Source organism: Sporosalibacterium faouarense, assembly GCF_016765695.1.
Classification (GTDB): Bacteria; Bacillota; Clostridia; order Tissierellales; family VENL01; genus Sporosalibacterium; species Sporosalibacterium faouarense.
Genome location: NZ_JAETGO010000086.1, coordinates 1 through 16,900, shown reverse-complemented (window position 1 = coordinate 16,900; position 16,900 = coordinate 1). Strand labels below are relative to the sequence as shown.

Sequence of the window (16,900 nt, the reverse complement as noted above, 5' to 3'; positions counted from 1 at the left end):
TTATTTATGTTAGAAAAATGTTAAAATAAAGATGAGTAAAGAAGTTTCGCAGAAAAGAGGATGATAATAATGGATTTAATCAAAATAGAATCTAGTGTACAGAATATATCTGAAGCTATTTCTAGCGTAATTATGGTTGATGTAACTATAGTAGATGATAAATTTAGAAGAATAGCGGGAACTGGAAAGTATAAAAATAGGGTAGGAGAAGCTGTAAGTGAAGATTCCGCATTCGGATTTGCTCTTCGTAGGGGAGAGAGCTTTATCATCGAAGATCCAGGAAGTCACTCTGCCTGCCTGAAATGTAAAGGAATGACTAATTGCAAAGAATATGCAGAAGTATGTTGTCCAATAAATGCAAGTGGGAAAATAGCTGGAGTAATTGGATTAATAGCTTTTGAAGAGAAACAACGTCAAGCTATTATTAATAATAAAAGTAATCTCATGAAGTTTTTAAATAGAATGGCTGATTTAATATCGTCAAAATTATTAGAGAGAGAGAATACTGAAAAAATTAAGCTTTTAGCTAAAGAAATAGAAGTTGTATTAAATTCAGTAGATACAGGAATTATTGCAGTTAACTGTAAAGGAGATATATTAAGACTAAATAAGAAGGCTTTGGAGCTTTTTGCCATAGAAGATAGTGAAATTTCAAATACTAACATAAAAAACTTAATAGGAAATTATAATTTAAGTTCTTTAATTAGAGATAAAAAAGGAGTAAAGAATAGGGAATTTACATATAAAAGCTTAAATCACTCCTTTAGAGGAGTTTTTAATACAAGTCCTATAAGAGTAGGAGAAGAAAATCTAGGGATAGTATTTATGTTTAATAATATCTCTGATGTACTTAATACTGTTAATAATATTACCAATAGTACAATTATTACAAGCTTAGATAGTATAATAGGGAATAGTAAATGTATAGAGAAAGTAAAGATAGAAGCAGAGAAGGCTGCTAAATCTACTTCTACTGTTTTTATTCAAGGAGAGAGTGGTACTGGAAAGGAATTATTTGCAAGGGCAATCCATTATCACAGTAATAGATCAAATAAGCCTTTCATTCCTATAAACTGTGCCGCTATTCCTGAACAGTTATTAGAGAGTGAACTATTTGGTTATGAAGACGGCGCATTTACAGGAGCTAAACGTGGAGGCAAGGCAGGTAAATTTGAGCTCGCCAATGAAGGGACAATTTTTCTTGACGAAATTGGAGATATGCCTATTCATCTTCAAGCTAAGCTTTTAAGAGTACTTCAAGATAAAGCAATAGAAAAGGTGGGAGGAAAAGACTTTATACCAGTTGATGTGAGAGTTGTTGCTGCTACCAATAAGGATTTGGAGCAAAAAGTATCAGATGGTGAGTTTAGAGAAGATTTGTTTTATAGACTTAATGTCATACCTCTTAATATACCTCCTTTAAAAGATAGAAAAGATGATATAGATGTGCTTGTAAAATATTTGCTAAAGAAATGTAGTAATAAATTAGAGAAAGAAATTGATGATATAGATGAGGCATTATTATTTAGGTTAAAAGAGTATGATTGGCCAGGAAATGTAAGAGAGCTGGAGAATACGATGGAATATGCTGTTAGTATGTGTAATGAAAATATTATAAAAGAAGAGCATTTACCTAATCGTTTAAGAAAAGATAATTCATTAAAAATTGATAAGTCTATTACGCAAATTAAGTCTATTAAAGAGCTGGAAAAACATGAAATAGAAAAGGCGTTAAAATATTATGGAGATACCAAGAAATCTATGGAAAAAGCATCTAATGCATTAGGTATAGGTAGAGCAACTCTATATAGAAAAATTAAAGAATATGGGATTAAATAAACAAAGTCTCAAAATGATACTAATTTCTCATTTTGAGACTTTGTTTATATTTCATTTGTCTCATTTTGAGAAAAGCAAAATTTGTTTGTGTAAGGTACTGCATCCTAGATTGGCACTGAATTTGCATTATTAATTTATAGTGATAATTTAAAGGGGTGTAATAGATGGGATTAGAAAATTTAATTATTCAAACTTTAAAGTCTGAGGTTGTGCCAGCAATGGGATGTACAGAGCCGGTAGCAGTAGCTTTAGCTTGTGCTAAATGTAGGGAATTAGTGGTTGATGATGTAATCGATAAAATTGAGATATTTGTTAGTCCTAATATTTATAAGAATGGATTATCAGTAGGAATACCTAGTACTGACAAAGTAGGTCTTCATATAGCTTCAGCACTTGGAATAGTAGGTGGAGAAAGCAGAAAAGAATTAAGGATTTTAGATGGGATAGAAGAAAATGATGTGTATAGAGCAGAGAAACTTTTAGAAAGTGGCAAACTAAAATTAGATATTAAAAATACTAATGAAAAAATATATATTGAAGTTAAAATTAAAACTAATAAAGGAATTGCAAGAACTATAATTAAAGAAAAACATAATAAATTTTTTTATATAGAAAAATACGGTGATGTGATTCTTGAAATGAAAGATGAAGTAGATTGTAGTTGCGATAATGATCAGTTATATAATTTAGAAATTGGACAAATTATTAATACCATAGAAGGCATACCTTTTGAAAAAATAGAATTTATGTTAGAGGGTTTAGAAATGAATGAGAAAATAGCTCAAGCTGGTCTTAAAGAAAAAGCAGGAATGGGAGTAGGGTATAGCTTTTATAAAAATATGAAGGATGGAATTTTATCATATGACCTTATGAATTGTGCAATGATGTTAACTGCTGCTGCATCTGATGCAAGAATGTCTGGAGTCAGTATGCCAGTGATGAGTAGTAATGGAAGTGGAAATAATGGGTTAACAACAATTTTACCAATAGCAGCCTATAGAAAGAAATACCATGTAACAGATGAAAAATTAGCTAGAGCATTAGCTATAAGTCATATAATTAATAGCTATATTAAGTATTATATTGATAGGTTGTCAGCAATATGTGGTTGTGGAGTAGCCGCTGGAACAGGAGCAGCAGTAGCTATTGCATGGCTTATGGGAGCTGATGAAAGTCAAATTGATGGTGTTATAATGAATATGATAGGAAATACAAGTGGTATGATATGCGATGGAGCAAAGCCAGGATGTGCATTAAAGCTAGCAACATCTGCATCTACAGCTATTCAATCTGCCCTGTTGGCTTTGAGTGATAGTGTAATTCCTTCAAGGAATGGTATTGTTGGAGACTCAGCTGAAGAGACCATAAGAAATTTAAGGGTTCTATCTGTAGAGGGTATGAGTATCACTGATCAAGTAATATTAAAGATTATGAAAAATATGAATGATAAATCAAAAGTTGAAATAGGAAGTAAAAAAAGTAATTATAGTAATTTATCAGCAATTGCTAAGTAGTTATCAGAAGGATTGAAGAAGCTATATAAATGTATATTAGGTTTAAAAGATAAAAACCCTAGATAGGGTTTTTTTATTTTAAATTAATAGTAAAAGAATTTTTTATATTTCTAAGAAAGCCTTAGTAATTCCAATGAAATAATCTGACTCTCTACGAATGTGATTTATTACAACAATTGCAGTTTGGTTATTTTTAATTGCAGTACTTTCTTTGGTTAAGGTATTTAAAAATTGAATGAATTTCTTACTTTGATTTAAAGAAAAGTTTATGAACTGATAAATCTGTCCTCTGAGATTAGAGTCTATGTTATAATGGGCCCTTATTATCGCTTCCACATATCTGGCAGCCAAACCTTCGGATTGAGCAAAGGCCTGCTCCCAACTCTCTAAGGAGATAATGTATTCTTCCTCTAAATCTCTAGTTAAATTACGAATTACAACAGTATGTTCCTCCTCTTGGCGTTTCCAAAAAACGATTTCATCTAGCATCCTAAGAGTTGATTTTTCGCCATAACAGTAAAGCATATCTATCACTCCTTTCATATTTTTTAGATTTTCTAATTTATACTATTTTAAAGAGTAAAAGAAAGTTACTGCTAATATTAAAAGATAAATTTATTTGCTAAAGATATGTTCCTCATATTTGGCATTTAATCATATAAAATATGGCTATCTTATAAATATTCAATTTCTTGGTGATTAATAAAATATATGTTTAATTTTTATAACTTATAAGGGTATATTATCTGTGAAAAGAAAAAAGTTATGAAATAAGCATAATACAAGGAGTGAATTATAATGGGGAAGAAATTTAAACCAAAAAACATGAAAAAATTAGATAATCCATTGAGAAGGAAGGTACTACCACCAGAAGAGGTGATTAATAGAATAGGAATTAAAGAAGGTGTTGATATTGCAGATATAGGTTGTGGTATAGGATATTTTACTATTCCAATGGCAAAGTCAATTGCTGAGAATAATAAAGTATATGCTATAGATATAAGTAAAGAAATGATAGATGAAACAGATAGAAGGTTAGAAGAAGAAGAAATAAAGAATGTTGAAACGATTTTATCAAATGAAAATAACTTTAAAATACCAGATAATTCTACAGATATAGTATTTACTTCTACTGTATTTCATGAATTAGATGATCCAAAAAAATTTTTAAATGAAAGTAAAAGAATATTAAGAGACCAAGGACGACTGATAATTTTAGATTGGAATAAAGTAGAAGAAGAAATGGGACCGCCTATCCAGATAAGAAAAGAAGTGGATAAAGTTAAAGATAGCTTGAAGCAAGTAGGTATAGATGTTGAAAAAATAGACTATATAGGCAATAGCTTTTATATTATACATAGTAGTAAAATTAATAAATAAAAAAAGTATTGACTATATGACACCGGTGTCATATAATAAAAACATACAATATGACACCGATGTCATATTATTGTTTAAAAGTTTAACTAAAGTGAAGAAATATGATTCAATAAGTTAATGATAGAAATTAATTATAAAAGGGACTTTAAAAATACAGAATATAAAATGTAAAAGAAAGGGATCGATACAATTGCCTACAGAAACATTTTTTAATTTACCAGAAGAAAAAAGGGAAAGAATTCTTAATGCTGCTATAGATGAATTTTCTCAACAATCAATAAAAAATTCTAGTGTATCTAAAATTATTAAAAATGCAGGTATACCTAGGGGAAGTTTTTATCAGTATTTTAGTGATATTAAGGACTTTTATAAATATATACTAAATATTATTGGTGATAAAAAGCTTAAATATCTTTATTATGTCATGGGGAATTTAGATAATCTTGGAACACTAGAGATTATTGGTGAACTGTATATATCAGGGATAAAGTTTGCTAAGGATAATCCAAAACTAGCTGCAATAGGAAATAAATTCTTAAAAGAAAGTGATGAGGTAAAGAAAGAATTTTTAGGAGAGTTAGAAGGAAAATCAAATGATTTTTTCTATCAAATTTTAAAGAAAGGTCAAGAAAAGGGAGATATAAGTGAGGATGTTGATATAGAAACTGCGGCTTTTATGTTTTTTAATATGAATATAGCAATGGTTGACGATTTTATTAAGGGATTAAGTATAGGAGGTGAATTAGTAGGAATAGATGCATTTCTTGATAAAGCTGATAAGATTTTATATATCATTGGAAACGGAATAAAAAAACGTTGAAGAAACTTAGTTTCTGAGTAAGTAAATCTAAGGTGTATCAATGTAGGAGTAATAAAACTAGAGAGGGGGAATTTAAAAATGAATTACTTTAAAATATTAAGTATTGTATGGGGGGTAATAATGATTGGAGTAAGGTTACTAATACATTTAATACCAGAAAAGTGGAGCAATTTCGAACTTAATAAGGCATATTCAGAGGAAAAACCTAAATGGATATGGGGAGTTGGGATATTCTCAATCTTTATAGTTATAGTTACATGGTATAAAGAAATAACTACTGAGGTACATTTATCAATAATATTAAGTATATTAATAACTCTCACACTTATAAAGGTGTCACAAATTTTATTTAATTATAATAAGTTTAGAAGTTTTGTTACAAAAGCATTAGTTGAGGATAGGAGAATTATTACTCAGATTAGCATTGGAACAACTATTTTAGGAATAATTTTAATTTTACTTGGTATCTTTTTGTATTAGTTTAAATTAAAGAGTAGATTTCTTAACTAAACCAGTAAATTAATGAATCATCTCAAAATGAAGGGGGTAAAAAAATGTTTAAGGTCAAGGATTTAACTTTTAGATATCCAAAGAACAAAGTAGATACTCTAAAGGGATTAACATTTGAAATCAAGGAAGGAGAAATTTTTGGATTATTAGGTCCTAGTGGAGTTGGAAAGAGTACAACACAAAAGATTTTGACAAAGCTACTTGATAATTACAGTGGAGAAATAAAGTATAAGGATAAAGATTTAAAAGAATACAAAAAAGAGTTTTATCAAGAGATAGGAGTTGGCTTTGAAATGCCAGTACATTTCTCAAAGTTAACAGCAAACGAAAATCTAACTTTCTTTAAAAAACTATATAAATCTAACGCTGATACTGATGAACTGTTAAAAAAAGTAGGACTTTATGAGGATAAAGATAAACAGGTTAATGAGTATTCAAAGGGTATGAAGGTAAGGTTAAACTTCGTTAGGGCTCTTCTTAATAATCCTAAGGTTCTTTTCTTAGATGAACCCACAAGCGGATTAGACCCTAAGAATGCAAGGGTGGTTAAGGATATAATAAAAGATTTTAAGGATAATGGAGGAACTGTATTATTAACAACTCACCTCATGAATGATGTAGATGAATTATGTGATAGAGTAGCTTTCTTGGCCGATGGTCAGATAGCAGAAATTGATTCACCTAAGAACCTTAAGTTAAAGCATGGTCAAAGAGTTGTAGATTTAGAATATGCAGAGGATGGAAGTACAGAAAAGGCATCATTTGATTTAGATAGTTTAGGAGCAGATGAAGAATTTTTGAATATCATTAAAGAAAAAAAGATAATTACTATTCATAGCAAGGAGACTACCCTTGATGATATCTTTATTAATGTGACAGGAGTGGGAAAAGATGAATAATTTTCTTGTCTTATTGACTGGTGAAATACAAAGAATGAAAAAGTATAATATCTTAGGAGCTAGTTTATTAGTTTCGATTATTTGGATAGGAGTACTACATTTTACTGAAATTGAAAATGTAAGTAATATTTTTCCTTTGCTAATATTTTTAGATGCAACATCAATGTCAATGCTTTTAGTTGGAGTTTCTATGTTTTTTGAAAAACAGGAAGGGACTCTTAAATCATTATTGATATCACCAATTAATAAAAATGAATATATACTTGCAAAAGTGTTTTCAAATGTTGTATCAAACATTATTACTTTAGGAATTCTATATGCTTATGCTAGAATATTTAAAGAAATTGATATCAATGTTTTAGGGATTTTTTCTGCAGTGATATTAATTGGCTTTTTTCACTCTTTAATAGGGTTTATATTGACTTATTATTCAAAGGATTTTACAGGGTTATTAATGGGAATGTTAAAGTATAGCTTTGTATTTATGATCCCTGTTTTATTACAGGAAGTTGGAATAATCAAGAGCGAGTTAATAGGAAAAATCCTTTATATAATACCAAGCAAAAGTGCTATGGTGTTGTTAAAGTCATCGGCAGGTGGGATTGACATTTGGAGTATTTTACTCTCTACAGCTTACATGATTTTAGGATCAGTAGTAATTTACTATTTTGTATCGAAAAAGTTCGATAAATTTGCTGTTAAAGAAAGTGGGGTTTAATTATGAATAGTAGTTTTGTATTAAGTGAATTCAAAAAATGGAGTAGAGATCCACTAATGAAATTTATGTTGTTTTACCCCATAATATTAGCCATAATAGGAAGATTTCTTTTGCCATATATTGCGAAGAATAGTGGATTTAATATTGAACAATATGCAGATATAATAGTCGTTGTGTTAACATTGATGACACCTATAATCTTTGGAGCGCTAATTGGATTTTCGATTTTAGATGATAGGGACGATAAAATACTAACATCTATAAAAGTTACTCCTTTAACCATACATCAGTTTCTATCCTTTAGACTTATAATGGGATTAATATTATCATGGGTTGCATGTGCATTTGTAATGTGGTTCTCGGATATTTGGAGTTTCTCAGCTGGAGCCATAATTGCAATTTCTCTATTAGCTTCACTGGCATCGCCTATGTCGGGTTTACTGATTAATGCATTGGCGAAAAATAAGATTGAGGGATTTGCAATAATGAAGGGAACTGGAGCAATAATTATATTTCCAATAATAGCTTTATTCTTCATTGATAAGAAGGAACTTCTATTTTCTTTTGCTCCTGGATTTTGGCCAGCTAAAGCTATAAGTAGTATAATAAGGGGCAGTGATGTATTACTATTATCTTATAATCAATATTACTTTATTGGATTAATATATGTACTCGCTTTGAATCTAATTATATATAAGATTTTCTTAGAACGAGCAAAGATATAGAATGATTTTTTGAACCTCTTTTGATAATAAGCATAATTTATTAATAAGTAAGCTTTTATAAAGGAGGTTAGTAAATGTTGACATTGCCAGTATATATTAAAACCAATTCTTATTTTACACCAACAGTTAATATGTATTATCCATTTGTATATGGATTAGAAGATCCAAGTGTTCAAAAGCACATCAACTATAATATTCAAAATATGATGTATAAGCTTATTGCAGAACTTAGACAGCCAGATATGATAACTTATATAACAGGGTCTTATGAAATAAAAAATAACCAAAGAAATGTTCTAAGTTTAACTTTGAACGGATTAGGGGATTTCCACGGTGCTCATCCAGTAACTATTGTTAAATCTCTTACTGCCGATACTAGAACTGGAGAAATCTATCAATTGAGTGAACTATTTAAAAAAGGTAGTGACTATGTAAAGGTATTATCTGATATGATAGCAAAGCAAATTAAGGAAAGAGATATACCACTATTAGGTGAGTTTAAAGGAATAAAACCAAATCAGGATTATTATATTGCAGATAAGGGTTTAGTAATATACTTCCAACAAGTTGAAATTTCTCCATACTATGTTGGATTTCCATATTTCCTAATTCCAATATATGATATCCAAGACTTAATTCCCGAAGATGGTATTCTTAATAGGATGATTCCTTTCGTATAGTAGATATTAGTATTATAGATTCAATTAAGTAAATAAATAGAGAGTGATCTTAATAGAACTCAGGTTTATGCCTGGGTTTTATTTGTTATTCAAATATATAATCTTATATAAATCTAAGTATATAATTTATTAGGTATTAACAAAGATGAATCTTTAAATGTTAGATTGATTATTAAGGTAGAATGATAGTATAAATAATAATTTATAAAAAAAGTGACTAATACGCCACTATTTTAATTACAAATTTGATGATTAAATTAATTATAAATATGTTTTAGAATCTCTTGTGCTTTGCTTGAGTAAGAATAAGCACTTTGAAAATCATTGGTTTTAGAATGATAATCTGCCAGATTATTATATACACTATATATTATGTGGTTATCTTTAGTATCTTTTGCCAATTTAAAAGCTTGATCAAGGAAAGCATTAGCTTTATTAAAATCATTTAACTCTAAATAACATTTCCCAACATTATTTAGCAAACTGCTTTTATCAGAGTGGCTAAGGGTTGTAATATCTATTGTGTTAAAGAATTTTATTGCATCTTCAAATTTTTCTTTTTTCAATAAAATACTAAGCAAGTCTGATTTTATTGCACTAGCTTTATCTAGTATATCTTTTTTTAAAAAATACTCTAAAGCTTCATGTAAAATATTATTAGCTGATTCAAGCTGATTGTCTAAGATTAGTATATTTCCTAGATTTTTTTGGCATGAAGCCATTAAGAAATAGTCTTCAGTAAATTTAAAAAAGTGAATTGCCCTTTTAGTATGATATATTGCATTTTTAAAATCTCTTAGCTGTTTGTAAATAAGTCCTAACAGCATATTAGTTTTACCATTATTGTAGTAACACTTGGAATTTTGAGAGAGTTTAAGTGAGTGTTGAAGTTGAATAATCGCTTCATGATACTTATGTTCTTCGAATAATGCATATCCAAGACTATAGTATAGTTTCAGTTCAAGCAACGTATCATTTACATGCGATTTATCTAAAAAAGATATTGCTTCGTTTAGACAATCCTCAGAATATGAAAATTGTTTTCGTGTATGGTATATAAAGCTAAGGTCATAATATGATTTGGACATATAGTAATGGTCTTCATAATTAATTAATAAATTTATGGATTCTTTTAATAATTTATATGAAGTAGAGATACTGTCCACGTTTATATAACAATTAGCAAGATTGTATAATAGTCTAGCATAATAAACATCATAATCACATTGATTAGTCTCTATTAATTTATTTATGTAATCAGTACATTTTTTATATTCTTCATTTTTTATTAAAAAACAGGAGTGTTGAAAAGCTAATCTACAACTTTTTTCATTGTGGAGTTTATCCTCATATAAATCATCTAGAAAATATGATAGAGGTTTATTTAATCGCTTTGAAAGAAATTCTATTGTCTTAAAAGAAGGGCGAGCGACATTATTCTCAATTTGACTTAGCATATTTCGAGTTATAAAACCCTCTACTACCTCTTGTTGTGTAAGGTTTTTTTCTAACCTAGCATTTCTTACTTTTTCACCCAAAGTGAGTTTTTTCATAAATTTATCTCTCCTATGAAGTAAATCGTATTTACCTAAAATAATATCAAATTTTTAGTACGAAGGCAAATGTTTTTTTGACAATTGTAAAATATTTGTCGAATACAAAAGAAATAATCGAGAATAAGTCGAAGATTTCTTATTGAACATACAAGTTATAGAATGTAAAATATTATTGTAAGTTAAATTTACCCAGATAGTAAAAATAATTGACGGAAGGGATGGGAATAGTGAAAAAATTTTATTTTCAAAAAATTTTTAAGTATTCAGTTGCAATTATAATAATCTGGATACTTTGTCTATTTACTGTATTTTCTTTTGCGAGCGAAGATGAAAGGCCGCCTATACGTAACTGTATAATAATGCAAAACACTTAGAATAAAAAGGAGTCAGTAACTTTTAATAGGTTCTTAGCTGATAGACACTTAATAGTGAGTAAATAAAATTTTATAACAAGAATGAGGGTTACATTAAGGAGATCATTATATGAAATTTAATGCTTTTAATAAGCGAGATAAGAAATTAATAATCCGTTCTGTATTATATGTTAAGCCATATATTTGGAAGTTTACGTTTTTAGTTATATGTATAATTTTAGGAATGTCTCTTGGGCTTATTCAACCTCTTATTATTGGTAGGATTACCACAAGTTTCTTGGATAAAAAATATGATTATTTAATTACTATAATTGCAATTTTTAGTGGAATAAAGATTTTAGAAATTGCAATAAATTTTATTAGAAAGTGCACATTTGCAAATGTAAATAATAATTTAATTAATGACATTAGGATTGAATTATTTAGGAAAGTAATTAATCTTCCAGTAAAAGCATTTGATGAGATGAGGATAGGAGATTTTCTTTCTAGAATTAATGGAGATACTGGAGTCATATCAAATATTATTACGAATCAATTTTTAAATACTATTATAGATTTAATAAATGTAATCATTATAGGGATAATTATACTTAAAATAAATGCAATAGTTGCATTAACATCAATTGTTATATTTCCTTTATCTTATTTGATTTTTAATTATTTTGGTAAAATACTAAGAAAAAAAAATAAAGAACTACGTGAAATAAGTGATTTATATTTTAGTACTATGCAACAGTCATTGTTTGCTATAAGAGAATTGAAAAGTTTAGGCATAAAGGGACAAGCATTAAAGAAATTCCATAATATTTCTCACACTCTTAAGGAAAAAACTATACGTGTTAATGTGATTTCAGAGATTTCCAATTCTTTTGCTAGATTTTCGTCTTTCTTGTCAGCAATTGCTTTATTATTAGTCAGTGGTAATTTAGTGGCAAGAGGAGAGTTAACAATTGAAGAATTTGTAATTTTAGTATCATATGGAACAAGATTTGCGAATTCCTTAAAAAATATAACTCAACTAAACTCTATATTACAACGATTGTTATCATCATTAGAGAGGATATTCGATTTATTAGACGATGTTTTATATAAACCAGAGCGGTTTGGAAACAAAGAAGTATATGTGAAGAAGGGAGATATAAAATTTAATTATATTAGCTTTGCCTATAATAATGAGAAAAAGGTAATCAATGACTTTAGTCTTCACATACAGCATAATGAGACAATTGCCATTGTAGGTAGAAGTGGGGCTGGGAAAAGTACTATTTTTAATTTATTACTTAAACTTTATCCAGTTCAACAAGGGAGAATTCTAGTTAATGATATTGAAATAAATGAATTTAGTGAAAAAAGTTTAAGAGATTGTATTTCTATTGTAAGACAAGAACCTTTTCTATTTAATATGTCAATTAAGGAAAATCTCTTGTTGGTTAAGAAGGAGGCAAGTGAAAATGAAATAATTCAGGCGTGTAAATGTGCATACATACATGATTTTATAATGGCCCTTCCCAATAAATATGAAACAATTATAGGAGAAAATGGTGTTAATCTTTCTGGAGGGCAGAAACAAAGGATAGCTATAGCAAGAGGGTTACTTAAGGATTCTAGAATTATTCTATTTGATGAAGCAACTTCCAGTTTGGACAATGAGTCGCAATATTTTATAAAGAAAGCAATTAAAAATTTATCTTTAAATAGAACAGTCGTAATAATTGCACATAGATTATCAACTGTAATAGATGCAGATGAAATATGTGTAATGAATAATGGAAGACTAGTAGATAAAGGGGATCATTATTACTTGTTGGAACATTGCGACTTATATCAGAGACTATATGAATCTGATTTAAGCATAAATAATACTGAGAATAGGTCGGATAAAAATGAAACAGCATAGTAAAAAAAATATAAAGGTAGTTTTGATTGATAGTGGGATTAATACAGAGTTTTGCGACTTAGGTGATAGTGTAGAATCACACTTAATGTATAAATTAGATAGTAGGTCAAATATTATTGAATCAAAAGATAGAAAGACAACATCAGAACATGGTACTATAATTGCCATGATCATTAAAGATTTATGTAAAAGTGTCAATTTTATAAGTATGAATATTCTTAATGAGAGATTACTGTCTGATGGAAGGATTCTAATTAGCTCTTTTATTAGAGCTATGAAATTAGATCCAGATATAATACATCTTAGTTTGGGTACAGAAAAATTACGATATAAATTTAAATTAAAGAGATTGATGAAAAAGGCTAGAAGGAAAGGAATAATAGTAGTTACCGCACTGAGCAATAATGGGAATGATAGTTATCCATCTAATGACAAAAATGTGATAAGAGTAGCTGGTGCAATAAATCTTCACGACAAAGAAAAATTCTTTTATAGAAATAAAGTGTTTTATGCACCTATATATCTAGCCAATATTAATGGTCAAGAACTATTAAGAAATAAATTAGTTAAGGGAAATAGCTTTGCAGCTGCATATATTACTGGACATATTTGTAGATTAATGGAAATATATCCAAATTTAAAATCGGAACCAATTAGAAATCACTTTAAAGCTTTAGGTTTAATTAATAAAAATCAATTAAGGGGGAGTAACCAATGGGAGTAAATAGTACTAATATGGGGAATTTATCACCTCAATGGAATGGTAATGGAAAAAAAACAAGGAGTGTAACATTTTGTGTTACAGAAGACTGTAATTTAGCTTGTAAATACTGTTATATGGAGCACAAGAATAAAAGAAAAAGAATGACATTTGAAGTGGCCAAAAAGGCGGTTGATTATATTCTGAATGACAGAGAAGAATTTAGAGATAATGCAATCGTATGGGATTTTATAGGAGGAGAGCCATTTCTAGAAATTGATTTAATAGATAAAGTAAGTGATTACATCAAACAACAAATGTTGATTCTAGACCACCCTAGTTTTAATAATTATAGATTTTCATTTTCTACAAATGGGTTACTTTATAATACACCTAAGGTACAAAAATACATTAGGAAGAATAAAGGTCATATAAGTGTCAATATAAGTGTAGATGGGAATAGAGTTAAGCATGATTTACAAAGAGTATATCCAAATGGTAAAGGTTCATATGATGATGTAGTTAAAAATGTACCTTTATGGATGGAACAATTTGGAGATGTTCAAACAAAAGCCACTTTTGCCCATGATGATTTGCCACATTTAAAAGATAGCATAATTAGTTTATGGAATTTAGGAATTAAATGGGTATCTGCTAATGTTGTCTTTGAAGATATATGGGAAGAAGGAGACGATGAAATATTTGAAAATCAGTTAATGGAGTTAGCAGATTATGTAATAGATAATGAATTATGGAACGACTATTCGGTTCGTTTTTTTAATCCTAGAATTGGTTTTCCTCTTGATAAAGAATTAAAGAAAGATAATTTTTGTGGAGCAGGTCACATGCTAGCAGTTGATTGCGAGGGTAGATATTACCCATGTATTAGATTCTTAGATTTTACTTTGATGAATAAAGTGGGATTATGCATCGGAGATGTAGACCATGGTATAAACGAAGATTTGCAGAGACGATTTTGGGGACTGAACCTTGAGAATCAAAGTAGTCAAGAGTGTATAAACTGTGAAGTTGGAACAGGTTGTGCATGGTGCTCTGGATTTAACTATGATGTAGCTGAAACAGATACTGTATATCAAAGAGCTACTTATTTATGTAAAATGCATAAAGCCAATGTTAGAGCGTGTGAATATTTTTGGCAAAAATACGAAGAAGCTACTGGTAAAAAATCTCCTAGACGAGAGATAAGAGAAGAAAAACTAGGAGTGCATTATTTACAGTTTATTACTGGGAATAGCATCACGCCACATTGTAATTATAGAAACAATTTTAAAACTAAGGAAAGTATGAGTAAAAAATTAATTGAGAAAGGACTTAAGTTTGCTAGAGATAATCACTATACTCCTGTTTTTTTAGGAAATCAAGATGGAAATTTAGAAGAAAACTATCCTAATAATATATTTATATTAGACTCTAAAGATAAAACTTCTTCAAAAAATAATATCACCATATACAATAATGAAGTTGCCGACACGAGTAACAGTAGTGATATTGCAACAATACTTATTTCTAAAAAAAATATTGTTAAAATATATAAGTTTATTGAAGAACTTAATCGTAAAAAAAGAATAAACATTGTTTTACAGGACGTAGAAAAGTGGGAGTTAGAAGATATTAATGAATATGAAGATCAGCTCAGACAAGTTTCGCAGCTAGTTATTGAGTCTTATGAAAATGGAACATACCTATCAATTAATATCTTGACTGACAGGCTGAATTTAAATGAACACTATGGATGTGAAGCAGGAGTAAATAGTATTGCTCTTGCACCAAATGGTAAGTTATACATATGTCCAGCTTTTTACTTTGATGAACCTGAAAACAATATTGGAGATTTAGAAACTGGAATTAAGGTAAAAAATGACCACTTATTCAAATTATCTAATGCTCCAATTTGTTCAGAGTGTGATGCTTATCATTGTATGAGATGTAAATTTCTTAATGAGAAGTTAACTAAAGAAATAAACACACCTTCTAAAATACAATGTGTGATAAGTCATATAGAAAGAAATATAACTAGAGAATTGCAACAGAGATTAATAGAGAGAAGACTTTTATCTTCTGTAGATAAAATTCCTAAAATTGATTATTTAGATCCATTAGAAAAGATTATAAGAAACAAAAAGGAGGCATAGAAATGGAAAAAGAATTGGTAGGTGAAGTATTAGAAGAAGAAAAATACGAGATATTAAGATTGTTTGAAAGAAAGATAGCGTTAGAAGAAGTTGCATTGACACTTGAGAATGAAGGGTTAAATGAAAAGGAAAGGGACAAGCTTAGGAAGAAAGTAGAAGAAGAGTACACTAAAAATAAAGAAAATTTATCAACTTGGTGGAGAGAAAAGTCAGAAAAATATTCTTGGAAAAAAGTAAAAAATGGAGTATGGGAAATAGATTTTAATACAAATAAAATAATTTTAAAAGGCTAATATATCATTGCTGTTTTTACTAATAAATTGTGGTTATTATATGCCAGTAAATATCTTAAATATTATTTCAGATAAATTCTAATTAAATTAAAGGGGTTGAATTATTAATGAGACAATTTTTAAACAGAAAAGAAAGCAAATCAAGAAATGATGTAAAAGGCTATATATGTCCTGAGCAGTGTATGGGAGGATGCGATTCACTTTGTATTGGTACATGCAAAGATACTTGTGATGCCGAGTGTATGGATAGTTGCTCTAGCACATGTGTTGGAGGATGCGGACACTTCGTAGTGAGTTAGAAATAAAACGTTATATCATAATATTTTTATCTAGTTAGTTTAGAAAGTAGATTTACTGGCATATAATTATAAAATTTAAGTTTTTTAGGTATAATTTTTATTGTAAATATGGTTAAATATTATTATTTTCTTTTAATTATCTATATTAAATATAAGAATATATAAACATTAAATAAATTTAATATTTACAATTTTCAAAAAAATCTCTGATATAATAAACCTAATGGAAATATTATACATAAAATAGGGGGGATTGTATTGAGTATTTTAGAAGTCTATGAGTTAAATAAAAAATATGGAGAAGGTGATACTCAGGTACATGCATTAAAGGATGCAGAACTAAAAATAGAAAAAGGTGAGTTTGTTGCTGTAGTAGGTCCCAGTGGCTCTGGTAAAAGTACGCTACTGCATTTATTAGCAGGACTTGATACACCTAGCAATGGTAGAGTCTATATAAATGATAGAAATATAGTAGACCTGCCAGAAAAAGAATTATCTATTTTTAGAAGAAGAAATATTGGATTTATATTTCAATTTTTCAAT

At 28.7% G+C, this 16,900-nt stretch carries 17 protein-coding genes; 15 read left to right on the top strand and 2 right to left on the bottom strand.

The features are described 5' to 3' along the window. Positions 1–69 precede the first annotated feature (69 nt). Positions 70–1,839 (top strand): sigma 54-interacting transcriptional regulator, encoded by a 1,770-nt coding sequence (locus JMO20_RS16165; RefSeq protein ID WP_202710744.1) that lies wholly within the window; start codon positions 70–72, stop codon positions 1,837–1,839. Positions 1,840–2,003: 164 nt separating this feature from the next. Then, positions 2,004–3,353: an L-cysteine desulfidase family protein gene (locus JMO20_RS16160; RefSeq protein ID WP_202710743.1), complete on the top strand. Its 1,350-nt coding sequence runs from the start codon at positions 2,004–2,006 to the stop codon at positions 3,351–3,353. 102 nt (positions 3,354–3,455) lie between these two features. Here the strand turns inward: JMO20_RS16160 and JMO20_RS16155 are convergent, their stop codons facing one another. After that, positions 3,456–3,878, bottom strand: coding sequence for a DUF2935 domain-containing protein (locus JMO20_RS16155; RefSeq protein WP_202710742.1), 423 nt, complete (start codon positions 3,876–3,878; stop codon positions 3,456–3,458). Positions 3,879–4,151: 273 nt separating this feature from the next. On the opposite strand from JMO20_RS16155, the gene JMO20_RS16150 reads away from it, so the two are divergent. The 7 genes from JMO20_RS16150 to JMO20_RS16120 all read left to right on the top strand — a co-directional run bounded on the left by JMO20_RS16150 (position 4,152) and on the right by JMO20_RS16120 (position 9,085). After that, a complete protein-coding gene (locus JMO20_RS16150; protein WP_202710741.1) occupies positions 4,152–4,733 on the top strand; it encodes a class I SAM-dependent methyltransferase in 582 nt (193 codons plus the stop codon). A 190-nt stretch (positions 4,734–4,923) separates the two neighbouring features. Then, positions 4,924–5,553, top strand: coding sequence for a TetR/AcrR family transcriptional regulator (locus JMO20_RS16145; protein ID WP_202710740.1), 630 nt, complete (start codon positions 4,924–4,926; stop codon positions 5,551–5,553). Positions 5,554–5,673: 120 nt separating this feature from the next. Then, entirely contained in the window at positions 5,674–6,033 is a 360-nt protein-coding gene (locus JMO20_RS16140; protein WP_202710739.1) for a hypothetical protein, read from the top strand. Between the two features lie 74 nt (positions 6,034–6,107). Then, complete coding sequence (locus JMO20_RS16135; protein ID WP_202710738.1) at positions 6,108–6,962, top strand: ABC transporter ATP-binding protein; 855 nt, start codon at positions 6,108–6,110, stop codon at positions 6,960–6,962. Further along, positions 6,955–7,680, top strand: a complete 726-nt coding sequence (locus tag JMO20_RS16130) for a fluoroquinolone export ABC transporter permease subunit (RefSeq protein ID WP_202710737.1) — start codon at positions 6,955–6,957, stop codon at positions 7,678–7,680. Before JMO20_RS16135 ends, JMO20_RS16130 begins: the two co-directional genes overlap by 8 nt. A 2-nt stretch (positions 7,681–7,682) precedes the next feature. Beyond that, positions 7,683–8,405 (top strand): ABC transporter permease, encoded by a 723-nt coding sequence (locus JMO20_RS16125; RefSeq protein WP_202710736.1) that lies wholly within the window; start codon positions 7,683–7,685, stop codon positions 8,403–8,405. A gap of 74 nt (positions 8,406–8,479) precedes the next feature. After that, positions 8,480–9,085 carry a DUF3298 and DUF4163 domain-containing protein gene (locus JMO20_RS16120; RefSeq protein ID WP_202710735.1) on the top strand — a complete coding sequence of 202 codons (606 nt, stop codon included), beginning with the start codon at positions 8,480–8,482 and terminating at the stop codon, positions 9,083–9,085. A gap of 257 nt (positions 9,086–9,342) precedes the next feature. Here JMO20_RS16120 and JMO20_RS16115 read toward each other — a convergent pair whose 3' ends face one another. Next, the gene (locus JMO20_RS16115) at positions 9,343–10,638 is read right to left on the bottom strand and encodes a helix-turn-helix transcriptional regulator (RefSeq protein ID WP_202710734.1); all 1,296 of its coding nucleotides are present in this window, start codon (positions 10,636–10,638) and stop codon (positions 9,343–9,345) included. Positions 10,639–11,124: 486 nt separating this feature from the next. Between JMO20_RS16115 and JMO20_RS16110 the strand changes: the two genes are divergently transcribed. The 6 genes from JMO20_RS16110 to JMO20_RS16085 form a co-directional block, all read left to right on the top strand. After that, a complete protein-coding gene (locus JMO20_RS16110; RefSeq protein WP_202710733.1) occupies positions 11,125–12,912 on the top strand; it encodes an ABC transporter ATP-binding protein in 1,788 nt (595 codons plus the stop codon). After that, the gene (locus JMO20_RS16105) at positions 12,899–13,636 is read left to right on the top strand and encodes a S8 family serine peptidase (protein WP_202710732.1); all 738 of its coding nucleotides are present in this window, start codon (positions 12,899–12,901) and stop codon (positions 13,634–13,636) included. Before JMO20_RS16110 ends, JMO20_RS16105 begins: the two co-directional genes overlap by 14 nt. Continuing rightward, complete coding sequence (locus JMO20_RS16100) at positions 13,627–15,765, top strand: radical SAM peptide maturase, CXXX-repeat target family (protein ID WP_202710731.1); 2,139 nt, start codon at positions 13,627–13,629, stop codon at positions 15,763–15,765. The genes JMO20_RS16105 and JMO20_RS16100 overlap by 10 nt, the downstream gene beginning before the upstream one ends. Positions 15,766–15,767: 2 nt before the next feature. After that, entirely contained in the window at positions 15,768–16,058 is a 291-nt protein-coding gene (locus tag JMO20_RS16095) for a CXXX repeat peptide modification system protein (RefSeq protein WP_202710730.1), read from the top strand. A gap of 107 nt (positions 16,059–16,165) precedes the next feature. Next, positions 16,166–16,357 (top strand): hypothetical protein, encoded by a 192-nt coding sequence (locus tag JMO20_RS16090; protein ID WP_202710729.1) that lies wholly within the window; start codon positions 16,166–16,168, stop codon positions 16,355–16,357. A 258-nt stretch (positions 16,358–16,615) separates the two neighbouring features. Beyond that, positions 16,616–16,900 (top strand): ATP-binding cassette domain-containing protein (locus JMO20_RS16085; protein ID WP_202710728.1); only part of this gene is annotated, 285 nt, incomplete at its 3' end.

Coding starts and splice junctions, on each gene's coding strand:
- JMO20_RS16160 (WP_202710743.1), top strand. CDS start 2,004: ATGGGATTAGAAAATTTAATTATTCAAACTTTAAAGTCTGAGGTTGTG.
- JMO20_RS16110 (WP_202710733.1), top strand. CDS start 11,125: ATGAAATTTAATGCTTTTAATAAGCGAGATAAGAAATTAATAATCCGT.
- JMO20_RS16150 (WP_202710741.1), top strand. CDS start 4,152: ATGGGGAAGAAATTTAAACCAAAAAACATGAAAAAATTAGATAATCCA.
- JMO20_RS16105 (WP_202710732.1), top strand. CDS start 12,899: ATGAAACAGCATAGTAAAAAAAATATAAAGGTAGTTTTGATTGATAGT.
- JMO20_RS16125 (WP_202710736.1), top strand. CDS start 7,683: ATGAATAGTAGTTTTGTATTAAGTGAATTCAAAAAATGGAGTAGAGAT.
- JMO20_RS16135 (WP_202710738.1), top strand. CDS start 6,108: ATGTTTAAGGTCAAGGATTTAACTTTTAGATATCCAAAGAACAAAGTA.
- JMO20_RS16095 (WP_202710730.1), top strand. CDS start 15,768: ATGGAAAAAGAATTGGTAGGTGAAGTATTAGAAGAAGAAAAATACGAG.
- JMO20_RS16130 (WP_202710737.1), top strand. CDS start 6,955: ATGAATAATTTTCTTGTCTTATTGACTGGTGAAATACAAAGAATGAAA.
- JMO20_RS16115 (WP_202710734.1), bottom strand. CDS start 10,638: ATGAAAAAACTCACTTTGGGTGAAAAAGTAAGAAATGCTAGGTTAGAA.
- JMO20_RS16155 (WP_202710742.1), bottom strand. CDS start 3,878: ATGCTTTACTGTTATGGCGAAAAATCAACTCTTAGGATGCTAGATGAA.
- JMO20_RS16165 (WP_202710744.1), top strand. CDS start 70: ATGGATTTAATCAAAATAGAATCTAGTGTACAGAATATATCTGAAGCT.
- JMO20_RS16090 (WP_202710729.1), top strand. CDS start 16,166: ATGAGACAATTTTTAAACAGAAAAGAAAGCAAATCAAGAAATGATGTA.
- JMO20_RS16140 (WP_202710739.1), top strand. CDS start 5,674: ATGATTGGAGTAAGGTTACTAATACATTTAATACCAGAAAAGTGGAGC.
- JMO20_RS16120 (WP_202710735.1), top strand. CDS start 8,480: ATGTTGACATTGCCAGTATATATTAAAACCAATTCTTATTTTACACCA.
- JMO20_RS16100 (WP_202710731.1), top strand. CDS start 13,627: ATGGGAGTAAATAGTACTAATATGGGGAATTTATCACCTCAATGGAAT.